At 41.1% G+C, this 12,566-nt stretch carries 9 protein-coding genes; 7 read left to right on the top strand and 2 right to left on the bottom strand.

Features of this window, described 5'->3' with window-relative positions:
* Positions 1-25 precede the first annotated feature (25 nt).
* On the bottom strand, positions 26-2,860 hold the full coding sequence (uvrA, locus tag MNY66_RS13735; protein ID WP_047254991.1) for an excinuclease ABC subunit UvrA: 2,835 nt from the start codon (positions 2,858-2,860) through the stop codon (positions 26-28).
* A gap of 549 nt (positions 2,861-3,409) precedes the next feature.
* Here uvrA and MNY66_RS13730 point away from each other — a divergent pair.
* The 6 genes from MNY66_RS13730 to MNY66_RS13705 all read left to right on the top strand — a co-directional run bounded on the left by MNY66_RS13730 (position 3,410) and on the right by MNY66_RS13705 (position 8,600).
* Positions 3,410-3,940, top strand: a complete 531-nt coding sequence (locus tag MNY66_RS13730; RefSeq protein WP_047254992.1) for a single-stranded DNA-binding protein — start codon at positions 3,410-3,412, stop codon at positions 3,938-3,940.
* A gap of 329 nt (positions 3,941-4,269) precedes the next feature.
* Complete coding sequence (gene yqfB, locus MNY66_RS13725) at positions 4,270-4,617, top strand: N(4)-acetylcytidine aminohydrolase (RefSeq protein ID WP_082120768.1); 348 nt, start codon at positions 4,270-4,272, stop codon at positions 4,615-4,617.
* 201 nt (positions 4,618-4,818) lie between these two features.
* Positions 4,819-4,914: an ilvB operon leader peptide IvbL gene (gene ivbL, locus MNY66_RS13720; protein WP_134473623.1), complete on the top strand. Its 96-nt coding sequence runs from the start codon at positions 4,819-4,821 to the stop codon at positions 4,912-4,914.
* A 108-nt stretch (positions 4,915-5,022) separates the two neighbouring features.
* The gene (gene ilvB / locus MNY66_RS13715) at positions 5,023-6,720 is read left to right on the top strand and encodes an acetolactate synthase large subunit (RefSeq protein ID WP_241501083.1); all 1,698 of its coding nucleotides are present in this window, start codon (positions 5,023-5,025) and stop codon (positions 6,718-6,720) included.
* Between the two features lie 41 nt (positions 6,721-6,761).
* On the top strand, positions 6,762-7,070 hold the full coding sequence (gene ilvN, locus MNY66_RS13710) for an acetolactate synthase small subunit (protein WP_241501891.1): 309 nt from the start codon (positions 6,762-6,764) through the stop codon (positions 7,068-7,070).
* 339 nt (positions 7,071-7,409) lie between these two features.
* Positions 7,410-8,600, top strand: coding sequence for an MFS transporter (locus MNY66_RS13705; protein WP_241501082.1), 1,191 nt, complete (start codon positions 7,410-7,412; stop codon positions 8,598-8,600).
* Positions 8,601-8,698: 98 nt separating this feature from the next.
* Here the strand turns inward: MNY66_RS13705 and MNY66_RS13700 are convergent, their stop codons facing one another.
* Positions 8,699-10,384, bottom strand: a complete 1,686-nt coding sequence (locus MNY66_RS13700) for an ArnT family glycosyltransferase (protein ID WP_241501081.1) — start codon at positions 10,382-10,384, stop codon at positions 8,699-8,701.
* A 594-nt stretch (positions 10,385-10,978) separates the two neighbouring features.
* Here MNY66_RS13700 and MNY66_RS13695 point away from each other — a divergent pair.
* Entirely contained in the window at positions 10,979-12,325 is a 1,347-nt protein-coding gene (locus MNY66_RS13695; RefSeq protein ID WP_047254997.1) for an NCS2 family permease, read from the top strand.
* Positions 12,326-12,566 lie beyond the last annotated feature (241 nt).

Below are 12,566 nucleotides of genomic sequence, written 5' to 3'. Positions count from 1 at the left end.
CCAAATTAATGCGGGCTTATACTGATTAATATCCGCGCTGTAAAATAGGTTTTAAGAAACGTGCGGTATGTGATTGTTCACATTCAGCAACCTCTTCGGGAGTACCCGCAACCAAGATCTGTCCGCCTCCGCTTCCGCCTTCAGGCCCGAGATCGATAATCCAGTCAGCGGTTTTGATAACATCCAAGTTATGCTCAATGACGATGATGGTATTGCCTTGGTCTCGCAGCTGATGCAGTACTTTGAGTAATTGCTGAATATCCGCAAAATGCAATCCAGTGGTTGGCTCATCCAGAATATACAATGTTTGCCCAGTGCCACGTTTGGATAATTCGCGCGCTAGTTTTACTCGCTGAGCTTCCCCGCCAGATAAGGTAGTCGCTGATTGCCCTAAACGAATATAAGACAAGCCAACATCGATAAGCGTTTGCAGCTTACGTGCCAGCGCCGGAACCGCATCAAAGTATTCACGCGCTTCTTCGATAGTCATATCCAGTACTTCGTGAATATTTTTACCTTTGTATTTAATTTCTAAGGTTTCACGGTTATAGCGTTTGCCTTTACATTGGTCGCACGGCACGTAGACATCCGGTAAAAAGTGCATTTCAACTTTGATAACACCGTCACCTTGGCAAGCTTCACAACGGCCACCTTTCACGTTAAAACTGAAACGCCCAGGCGTGTAACCTCGGGTTCTTGATTCTGGAACACCGGCAAACAGTTCGCGGATCGGGGTGAAAACGCCGGTATAAGTTGCTGGATTTGAGCGTGGTGTTCTGCCTATCGGGCTTTGATCAATATCGATAACTTTATCAAAATTTTCTAGCCCTTCGACATCGCGATAAGGCGCGGGAGTAATCGTTGTCGCGCCATTTAGCTGACGTTGAGCTATCGGGAAAACAGTGTCATTAATTAATGTTGATTTACCCGAACCTGAAACCCCTGTAATACAGGTAAATAATCCAACGGGCAGCTTGATGGTGACATCTTTGAGATTATTTCCTGTCGCCCCAATGACGGTTAGCATTTTGGATGTATCAGCGATAGCGCGTTGCTGTGGGATATCAATTCGTCTTTCGCCGCTCAGAAATTTACCGGTCAATGACTCAGGGTTGCCAATAATATCTTGCAGATTACCTTGGGCGACCACTTCACCGCCGTGTACTCCCGCGCCCGGGCCAATATCAATAATATGATCGGCGGCGCGAATCGCATCTTCATCGTGCTCAACCACGATGACGGTATTGCCTAAATCACGCAGATGGACTAGGGTTTCTAGCAGTCTATCATTATCGCGCTGATGCAAACCAATCGAAGGCTCATCTAATACATACATCACGCCGACTAAGCCTGCACCAATTTGACTCGCGAGGCGAATACGCTGAGCTTCTCCACCGGATAATGTATCTGCAGAGCGTGAAAGACTGAGATAATTTAGCCCGACGTTGACTAAAAATTTTAATCGATCGCTAATTTCTTTTAATACTTTTTCAGCAATTTGAGCTCGTTGTCCGCTTAATTTGAGATTACGGAAGAAATCCAGTGCATGGCCAATGCTATATTCTGAGATTTCAGGCAAGGTGGTATTTTCAATAAAGACAAAGCGGGCTTCTTTACGCAAGCGGGTTCCGCCGCAAGAGACACATGCACGATTACTAATATATTTAGCCAGTTCTTCACGTACGGCTGAGGATTCAGTCTCTTTATAACGGCGATCCATGTTATTTAGCACCCCTTCAAAAGGGTGGTGGCGAACGGTCATATCACCACGATCATTCTGATATTTAAACTCAATACTTTCTTTACCCGAGCCATACAAAATAACTTGATGGATAGTGGGATCAAGAGTGTTATAAGGTGCTTCAATATCAAATTTATAGTGTTTGCTTAGCGATTGTAGCATTTGAAAATAATAGAAATTTCGACGATCCCAGCCCTTAATTGCGCCACCCGCGAGCGATATTTCCGTATTTTGGATCACCCGCTCAGGATCAAAAAATTGTTGCACACCTAAGCCATCACAGCTAGGGCAAGCCCCGGCGGGATTATTAAATGAAAATAAGCGCGGCTCTAATTCTGTCATGCTATAGCCACAGACTGGGCAGGCAAAATTAGCTGAAAATATGAGCTCCTCAACTTGAGGATCGTCCATATCAGCAATCACCGCAGTACCGCCGGATAATTCTAACGTAGTTTCAAAGGATTCAGCTAAGCGCTGGGCGATATCGTCGCGCACTTTAAAGCGATCAACCACGACTTCAATGGTATGTTTTTTCTGTAGTTCTAACTTAGGGGGATCAGAAAGATCGCACACTTCACCGTCGATCCGAGCACGGATATAACCTTGTGCTGCCAGATTTTCTAATAATTTAACATGTTCACCTTTACGATCCTTCACCACCGGCGCCAATAGCATCAAGCGCTGACCTTCAGGCAGGGCGATGACATTATCCACCATTTGGCTAACAGTTTGTGCGGCTAACGGGATATCATGATCTGGGCAGCGAGGCTCACCTACACGGGCAAACAATAAACGCAGATAATCATGAATTTCAGTAATAGTCCCAACCGTAGATCGCGGATTATGCGACGTAGATTTTTGCTCGATAGAAATTGCCGGCGATAAACCTTCGATATGGTCGACATCCGGTTTCTCCATTAATGAAAGAAACTGGCGGGCATAGGCAGAAAGTGATTCTACATAGCGGCGTTGACCTTCGGCATACAGTGTATCAAAAGCTAATGATGATTTTCCTGAGCCAGACAAGCCAGTAATGACTATCAGTTTGTCCCGGGGGATGATGAGATTGATATTTTTCAGATTATGGGTGCGGGCACCACGAACTTCGATGTTATCCATTTACCACTTCCCAGATGATTTGATAGTAAGCAGTTATAAGCGAACTATTATTACACAGTTAAGACTGAATGAATATACAGTGCTATTAGTGAATTTGGTTGAATTCTCACTCTATTTTCAAACGACAACTGCATTGATTATATATTATCTAAGCATAAGGCTACCCTGATCATCAGCGGTTGTATACTTATCGAGATAATAGCTTGTGTCATCAGTGACAGCTTAAATTACAGAGTTAGTTTTTTTAATTTATCACCGATGCGAGTTAGTGAATAATGAATACTCAATAAATTTTTGCCATCCGCTACGCAAACTGAATTGTTATCATGTTCAATATCAGGCTCGCGTGATAAACTTAATCATCAAGCTATACCCATCATAGGTCAAATTGCAGACTGCTATTATAAATGTTGTGGTGATCCTCAGGCAGGCAACTTAGTGATGCATTTACTAAGTCTTATCTTCTTGAGACACCGTCATTTTGGGCTTTCTAATGCGTTGGATTATTTAGGGTATGAACGATCTATTTTATTGCATCAGGAGTGTTAAATGGCCAGCAGAGGCGTAAATAAAGTTATTCTTATCGGTAATCTAGGACAGGATCCAGAAATCCGTTACATGCCAAATGGTGGCGCTGTAGCCAACTTGACTCTGGCAACTTCTGAAAGCTGGCGTGACAAATCGTCTGGTGAAATGCGTGAAAAAACCGAATGGCACCGTGTGGTAATCTTCGGAAAATTAGCCGAAGTGGCTGGTGAATATCTGAAGAAAGGTTCTCAGGTCTATATTGAAGGTTCTCTGCAAACGCGTAAATGGACAGATCAGAGCGGTCAAGATCGCTATACAACAGAAGTTGTTGTTAATATCGGCGGCAGCATGCAAATGCTGGGAGGCCGTGGTTCAGAGTCATCATCACAAAGCCAAGGCAACCAAGGCGGATGGGGACAACCTCAGCAGCCACAAGCTCAACAGCCGTCTGCGCCACAATTTAGCGGGGGTAGTGCACCATCTCGTCCACAAGCATCAGCGCCACAGAGCAATGAACCTCCAATGGACTTCGATGACGATATTCCATTCTGAGTTAAATGTAAAAATATTGGCTTAATAATATTGTATGAAACCCCGATTTATCGGGGTTTTTTATTGAGGGCGTAGAAAAAAATAATCATCTATATGGCTTGAGATAGTTATATCGTATTGAATATTTTTAGTGATAGAATTTATGACTAAATTATTTAATTTATTTGGTTATTTAATTGCCTGCATTATTTATGTTTTTTATTTAATGGTCTTCATATAATCACTATTATTTAATTAAAAAAATTAATAATTATTAATTTTAATCTGTGAAAAATAATTTTTTCATTAAAGACAATATCGTTAATATTATTAAATATAGAGGAGTAAATATGCCGATATCTATACCGATGCCTACAAAGTCGATACCTACAAAAATAACTTTTTTTGAATGGTTGCTGCCATTAGTTATCTCAGGGAAAAAGATTATCACTATTCGTGATGAAGCGGAAAGCCACTATGTTCCGGGAACTATAGTTGAAGTTTCTGCATTAGAAACAGGAAAGTTTGCTTGTTTTATTAAAATACTCTCTGTTGCACCTTTAGCCTTTGATGAGATTTCTGAATTTCATGCGGAGCAAGAATGTTTGCCGTTAGATAAATTAAAAACATTAATTAGTGATATTTATCCTAATATTGAAAAACTGTATGTCATCAATTTTGAATTAGTGAATGACTGATTTATCTATTATCTTATCGTGACTCGATATTTTATATCGAGGTAGGTAGTGAATAATAAATGTGATGTTCATCGTGTTTTTTAGTTTATTTTTTATGGATGCTAAAAAAGCATTGTCATTGCCAAGAAGATGTGTTTTTTTAGTACAAGATTAAGTAACTAATGCCATTAAAATTAAACGCCATTAAAACAGGATTGACCCGTGAATTTAACTCCCCATCATTCAGCTCTACTATTCACCGCGCCACGTGCTGCGGTAGTCGTGCGCGTGGTGGTGGTGGTCGGCAATGCGCCGTAACGGGTTGGATCACTCAGATTTCGAAACCCCGCCGGCGCACACCGAGCGGGGTTTTTTATTTTTATCCCCCCGCAAAAATGTGCCGGCCAGCGTGAAAGGATAGTAACTATGAGCGAGTCGGACATAACATCAGAACAGCGAAAACAGTTTACCGGTGCAGAGTTAATTGTTTATTTACTGGAACAGCATGGCATTACCACGGTGTCAGGTATTCCTGGCGGAGCCGCATTACCGTTTTATGATGCTTTAGGAAAAAGTAAAAAAATCCGTCATATTCTTGCACGGCATGAGCAAGGCGCTGGATTTATCGCGCAGGGAATAGCCAGAACCACAGGCAAGGCGGCGGTGTGTATTTCGTCCAGTGGCCCCGGCGCGACCAATTTAGTTACTGCCATTGCGGATGCTAAATTAGACTCGATTCCTTTGGTTTGTATTACTGGGCAAGTTCCTTTATCGATGATAGGTACAGATGCTTTCCAAGAGGTTGATACCTATGGTATTTCAATACCAATTACTAAACATAACTATCTGGTTCGGGATATTAAAGATTTACCCCAAGTGATAACTGATGCTTTTTGTATTGCGGAGTCAGGGCGTCCGGGACCGGTATGGATAGATGTTCCGAAAGATGTACAAACTGCGACTATCACCAGTGATCAATGGGCTAAAGTTCAAGAAAAGGATAAAGCCCCAACCTTTGATATGGAAGCAGTGATCCGCGCGGCCAATATGATCAACACCGCCAAATCTCCGGTGCTTTATTATGGCGGAGGAATTATTAGCTCTAATTCAACCAAGATGGCGATTGCCTTAGCTGAAAAAGCTAATTTACCGGCGACGATGACATTAATGGCGCTGGGTATTTTACCCAACCAACATCCTTTATATTTGGGAATGTTAGGGATGCACGCGGCAAGAAGTACCAATATGATCATGGAAGAATCGGATTTATTAGTCGTTATTGGTGCACGCTTTGATGACCGAGCGATAGGCCGCGCCGAAAAATTTTGCCCGAATGCTAAGATAATTCACGTTGATATTGATAAAGCTGAAATCAGTAAAATTAGAAAGCCAGATATTGCGATTAATGCCGATGCAGGGCAGATTTTGGCGCTGTTATTACCCTTAGTCAAACGTAATTCACGTGCGGAATGGTTAACTCGGGTGAATAGATTAAAACAAGATTATTCGCTTGATTTATCTGAGGCACATAATCCCTTGCATCATTATGGTTTAGTGTTAGCCGCGGCTCGAGCGGCGGGTGATGAGGCCATTATTACCACGGATGTTGGCCAGCATCAGATGTGGGTTGCGCAGGTGTATCCTTTATCTCGCCCCCGGCAGTGGTTGACGTCAGGAGGATTAGGAACGATGGGATTTGGATTACCTGCCGCAATAGGTGCAGCATTGGCAAATCCAGACGCTACCGTGCTGTGTTTCTCTGGTGATGGTAGCTTGATGATGAATATTCAAGAGTTAGCTACTGCTGCGGAACATCGATTGAATATCAAAATTATTTTAATGAATAATCAGGCATTAGGTATGGTACATCAGCAGCAAGAATTATTTTTTGAAAATCGAATTTATGCTGCTGCTTATCCTTATCAAACGGATTTTATTAAAATTGCTGCGGGTTTTGGTCTGGAAACTTGCGATTTGAATCAGCAAGAAAATCCTGAAACCGCGTTAAAAGAGATGATGAATAAGCCGGGACCGTGTTTGATCCATGCGTTAATTGATGTTAAGCAAAATGTTTATCCTATGGTTCCGCCGGGTGCCGCAAATATTGATATGATTGGAGCATAATTATGACGATAAAATCGACCGATATACAAAAAGCTGACGCTATGATTGCCGAGCCGGTAGATCTCCAATCTGTTGATTCGCGCGCTATCGCTCTCGAGCTGATTGTGAGTAATCACCCCGGTGTCATGTCGCATATCTGTGGGCTATTCGCTCGTCGTGCCTTTAACGTCGATGCCATTTTATGTTTACCGCTAAAGCACACTAATCAAAGTCGTATTTGGTTATTAGTACAGAATGATGAGCGATTATCTCAGATGGTTAATCAGGTAGAAAAACTTGAAGATGTAAAGCAAGTTAGTTTTAGTGATGACTTAACTGTTTTTGACATCATGGAAAATTATCTGCACTAATTCTTAGTTTGGATATTCTTATTAGGATGGATAAAAATATTTTGCTATTCACTATTATGGATATAGTCCACTAATAAAATAAGGCGTAAATCTCTACTAGATTATGGGATCGGTTAAATTAATATTTATATATTTGATCGCACCTTTAAATAAATGCTTTATTTTCTATTCTATTTATTTTATCGCTCTGGTTACTGATGCTTTACAGTGATCAGAGTGATATTATGACCAACATATTCTCTTAATTAAAGATATTTCCCCTTTGATATTGCTGGTAATAGCATTATTAATGGAATAAAAAACTATAGGTACTTGCTGGATAAGCAGGTTTATTTCAAAATGAATAGTGATAGTCGTCGTTTTCAGAATTTCCGTCGTTCCCCCTTTTTTGCTATTTTTACCATCACCGCCAGTATTGCTGTTATCGGCATCGTTATTGGATTAAGTATTCCAATGGTTGCTTTACGGCTCAATAACAACGGTATTAGCGAATTTTATATTGGGCTTATTTCTGCGGCGCCGGCATTTGGGATGCTACTCATTGCGCCCGCGGTACAAAAAATAGCCCAATTATCGGGCAAGCGTTACGCCATGTTAATTGCGACAATTATATCGGCGATTAGCTTATTACCTTTATTAAGCTCATTACCACTTTGGCTGTTGTTTCCTTTACGTTTGATTACTGGATTAGCCAGTGGCGTGATGATTTGTTTGGGAGAAACGTGGATTAATGAGTTATCGCCAGAAAATCGTCGTGGGCGGATTTTAGCTATTTATACGACAGTATTTACCATTAGCCAGTTATTAGGCCCTTCTTTTATTGCATATTATGGCGTTGAAGATAAATCCCCTTTATTTATCTGTACGCTAATTCATCTATTCTCCGTCGTATTATTTTTATTAATGGAGCAAAAGGTTGGTGATAAAATTCCTGCAACCGCAACCCATGCTCAATTTTCTATTATTCAATTTATCAAAGTTGCGCCTGCGTTGTGTGCGGGGATCTTATTTTTTGCCTTTTTTGATGGCACTATTTTATCCATGTTCCCGATTTATGGTATCAGTATGGGGCATACCGAGACGATAGCCGCAATGATGATCAGTGCAATTTTAGCCGGAGATGCAGTAATGCAAATGCCGTTTGGTTGGCTGGCTGATCATATGAACCGCGGGAAATTATACCGCTGGTGCGGGGTCATTACGTTGCTAGCCAGTTTATTATTACCGTTTGTTATCACCAATCATTATCTTATTTGGCCGCTGTTAATTATTTTAGGCGCGACTGCTGGGGCTATTTATACGATTGCTCTGGTACAAATAGGACAATATTTTAGCGGTAATGATTTAATTGTAGCTAATGCGGCGGCGGCGATGCTATGGGGGGTTGGTAATCTTTCTGGTCCATTATTATCAGGTGTTGCGACTTCGGTTTCACCGAGTGGTTTACCTATTTTATTAATTATTATGGCTGGATTATTTCTGTGGATAGTGCGAGGGAAATGTAGTCCAACTATAGAAGTTTGCCGTTAATAAATCTAGAAGTTTGCCGTTAATAATTAATCATTCTCATCATTACAGTTCTTCAATTAGGCCCCTATTTTTATCTAAAGTAGGGGCCTAATATATTTTTATGGCGTTATAGTTTGATAGACCACCAGATTTTTATGTTCTTCATCTGGTCGATGACCGGCCCAAATTAATTTCATACCTTCAGGCGCTGGCTGGATATATTTTGAAAAAGTAATTAGCCAGCGGCAGTGTTGCGGGCGATTAAATTGCGGTTGTCGATGATGTAAAATACCCGCAAAATAATAGAGCATAGGCGCTTCAGATTCGCCAATATTGTATGAAGCCATACAGTCGGTATTTTGATAATGCGTGGCGATATGTTGCTTCATATCGATAAATACTTGCTTATAGCCTTTGGCATAATCAATCCAACCAACCAACAAAATATAAATAATTCCCCAGACTACCGTCATTCCCAGTAACCAATGCTGCATTGATTTCAATGCTGGATCGGCTGAAATAAAATAACGCCGAAATAGCCAAATCAGGGAAAGTAATAATGCTCCCCCACAAGCTAAAACAGAGAAATGCATTTCATAACTCATCGGTAGCCATTTTTTGAATATTGATAATAATGGTTTGGTTGAATCTGATAGCGATAAAAAATATAAAACCCATACCAAGATGATCAATATAGACCAGAAAATAGTACTAAACCGGGTTATAGCAGTTAATATTTTTATGGGTAATTGGCTGACAGGGAGTACGGCTAAAATTGCCATGGGGGCGATAAAAGGTAATAAATACAGTGCGCGTCCTGAGGCCGATATTTGCAATAAGATCACCCCTAAAGCCGCAAAAATAGCCAGTAGAGCTAATGATGGGCTTAATAAAATTTTTCGCGGTGAACGTAATAAAGCCCAAATGGCTAAGATGCCTGAGGGAAAAGCAAAAAATAACACGGCGGCAGGGATACGGGTCAGATTAGCTTTTGCACCTAGTTTATCGACGGAAAAACCGAAAAAACGGCCGAAGTTATTGATCCAAAACCATTCATAAAATTGTTCTGGATGTGAAAGATACAACATGACAGGCCAAGGTAAGATCAAGATTAAGGCGATAATTCCGGCTATTAATGCTGATAACCAGTAGCTCTTGCGACGACAATCAGGCTGGAAAATAGGGATAATTAGCAGAGTTAACCCAATAACACCGGGAACAAAGACTCCTTTTGCCAGCATGGCGAGGGTTAGGCCTAAGCTGAGCCACAGGATGGAATAGCCTAATTTTTGGCTTTTTATTAGCCCAGATAAACCATAAAGTGCCATGGTAGCGCCTGCAATAAGCGCAGTATCGGTAAACATATCGTGGCTATGGCGCAGTAAACCTGGGGCACAGGCATATAAAGAAAATGCGAGCCAAATCCGTGGATCATTAAAGCTGCTGGCATCAAAGACACGGCGTGCCAGCAGCATAAAGAAGCTAAAATTGAGCAGAGAAAATAATAAAGTCGCGGTGCGTGCGGCATCATGCATTGGCATAATATCTGACAATAGATGAAGCATGATGGTCGCCGTCCAATAATAGATCGGCGGTTTCTCCATAAATGGCTCGCCAGCATTAGTGGGTACTAGCCAATTTGAGGTTTCATACATGGTTTGGATAATGCCAAAACTATAATTCTCATCTTGCTTCCAGGGGGTATGACCATAAATTCCAGGCAGTAAATAGATCATTAAAAATATAAAAAATAAAACCAGAATGAATATTTCTTTAGTCGTTAATTTCTTTATATTGGCTAGCATAACGATATTGAGTCAGTTAATTAGGTGGTATGTTTTGCGCACATTATAGAGAGTGAATTTATATTTTCTATCAAAAAAATCAGTTTGTTTTTATTTTTAAGACATTTTCTTATTGATTTTAAAGGTTATTTTTTCATTTATGTGAGTTATTAGTTAAATGGAGCTAATTATCTCTAATAATACTTAGAGGCGTTAAATATAGGCGCTAAAAATTTATTTTACTCCTCTAGCGTTCTTATTTTTTATATAAAATCAATCAAAATAAGAATCAAACATATTATTAATTATCCACAAACATTAAATAATTAGAATGGACAGCACTGAGATAAGCTTTTTTAGCGCTAGGCTGACAGTTTTTTTACTTACACAGCATCTTTTTGAGTTAAAACACTTGATCATTGGGGGCGGTTCAACCGATAATTATTCGCCTCACGATTTATTCCCGTATTTTATCGCTAAAGCCAAACGATTGCGTAGAGTGGTGAAACTGAATTTACCTCGGTTTCACTGATTTGATATTTAACCACGTAATCGATTACGTAGTAGATATAACGGTTGTTATTTCGACATTGAACATTTAAGCAGGGGAACACCATGTCTGGTCATCAGGCTCCAACAAATTGCAAGCTGGATAAGTATTTTAAATTGACTGAACGCGGAACCACTGTACGCCGTGAAATTGTTGCTGGACTCACAACATTTCTAGCGATGGTCTATTCCGTTATTGTGGTGCCAGGAATGTTGGGGCAAGCCGGTTTTCCGCCGACTGCCGTATTTATTGCCACCTGCTTGGTGGCAGGCTTTGGTTCTTTATTGATGGGGCTGTGGGCCAATTTGCCGATGGCAATAGGCTGTGCGATTTCATTAACGGCTTTTACCGCTTTTAGTTTGGTGTTAGGCCAGCAAGTTAGTATTCCTGTCGCATTGGGGGCCGTGTTCTTGATGGGGTGTATTTTTACCTTGATCTCAGTAACGGGGATACGTTCATGGATTTTACGCAATATGCCGATGGGGATAGCGCATGGTACTGGAATCGGTATCGGGCTGTTTTTATTATTAATTGCGGCTAATGGCGTTGGCTTAGTGGTTAAAAATCCACAAGCTGGTTTACCGGTGGCATTAGGTGAGTTTGTCTCTTTCCCGGTATTAATGTCATTAGCGGGTCTGGCGGTTATTTTTGGTTTAGAAAAGCGTCGAGTTCCGGGCGGCGTGCTGCTGGTGATCATCGCTATTTCGATACTTGGGTTAATATTTGATCCCAACGTGAAATATCAAGGATTTTTTAAACTGCCATCATTGGGTGATGACGGGCTTTCTTTGCTGTTCAGCATGGATATTATGGGCGCATTACAGCCGGTTGTTTTACCTAGCTTATTGGCGTTAGTTATGACCGCGGTATTTGATGCCACAGGAACTATCCGTGCCGTTGCGGGACAAGCAAATCTATTAGATAAAGAGGGGCAAATTATTGATGGTGGCAAAGCACTGACCGCCGATTCTGTTAGCAGTATTTTTGCCGGTGCAATTGGCGCTTCACCTGCCGCGGTATATATTGAATCAGCCGCAGGTACTGCCGCCGGAGGCAGAACGGGATTAACCGCGACCGTCGTCGGCATTTTGTTCCTAATGATTTTATTCTTATCTCCGTTATCTTATTTGGTGCCGGCTTATGCCACAGCTCCGGCGTTGATGTACGTTGGCTTATTGATGCTTAGCAATGTATCAAAACTCGATTTTGATGATTTTGTTGATTCAATGTCCGGTTTATTATGTGCGGTGTTTATTGTCCTAACGTGTAATATTGTGACTGGGATCATGCTAGGATTTGCGGCTTTAGTGATTGGGCGTGTTTGTGCCGGTGAGTGGAAGAAACTTAACTTGGGCACGGTGATTATCGCTGTGCTTTTAGTAGCGTTTTATGCTAGTAACCTAGCTATATAATAAATATTATCTGGGGGATGATGATTTAAAAACGCATCCCCCCATCTATTATCGCGATTAATCTTAAAATTCAAATTATTTCCCCGCCAAAGTAGTCGTTAAGGATAGAATATTAGTCAGCAGTGAAAAGCGTGGGAAAATTCGTTTTCCATCCCTTCCTCGCTTTACTGAAGTTTCATGGCTGGATTTTGCTATCTTAGAGGCAATCGTCAGGTCACAATTCATGGTTTAAGTCGTTGTA

This window comes from Moellerella wisconsensis (genome assembly GCF_022592395.1).
GTDB classification, from domain to species: domain Bacteria; phylum Pseudomonadota; class Gammaproteobacteria; order Enterobacterales; family Enterobacteriaceae; genus Moellerella; species Moellerella wisconsensis.
The sequence above is the reverse complement of the archived record's forward strand: the minus strand, read 5'-3'. Positions and strand labels throughout refer to the sequence as shown.

What these genes read in the sequence shown, in the direction of transcription:
- uvrA (WP_047254991.1), bottom strand. Translation starts at nt 2,860, where the DNA reads ATGGATAACATCGAAGTTCGTGGTGCCCGCACCCATAATCTGAAAAAT.
- MNY66_RS13730 (WP_047254992.1), top strand. Translation starts at nt 3,410, where the DNA reads ATGGCCAGCAGAGGCGTAAATAAAGTTATTCTTATCGGTAATCTAGGA.
- ilvB (WP_241501083.1), top strand. Translation starts at nt 5,023, where the DNA reads ATGAGCGAGTCGGACATAACATCAGAACAGCGAAAACAGTTTACCGGT.
- yqfB (WP_082120768.1), top strand. Translation starts at nt 4,270, where the DNA reads ATGCCGATATCTATACCGATGCCTACAAAGTCGATACCTACAAAAATA.
- ilvN (WP_241501891.1), top strand. Translation starts at nt 6,762, where the DNA reads ATGATTGCCGAGCCGGTAGATCTCCAATCTGTTGATTCGCGCGCTATC.
- MNY66_RS13695 (WP_047254997.1), top strand. Translation starts at nt 10,979, where the DNA reads ATGTCTGGTCATCAGGCTCCAACAAATTGCAAGCTGGATAAGTATTTT.
- MNY66_RS13705 (WP_241501082.1), top strand. Translation starts at nt 7,410, where the DNA reads ATGAATAGTGATAGTCGTCGTTTTCAGAATTTCCGTCGTTCCCCCTTT.
- MNY66_RS13700 (WP_241501081.1), bottom strand. Translation starts at nt 10,384, where the DNA reads ATGCTAGCCAATATAAAGAAATTAACGACTAAAGAAATATTCATTCTG.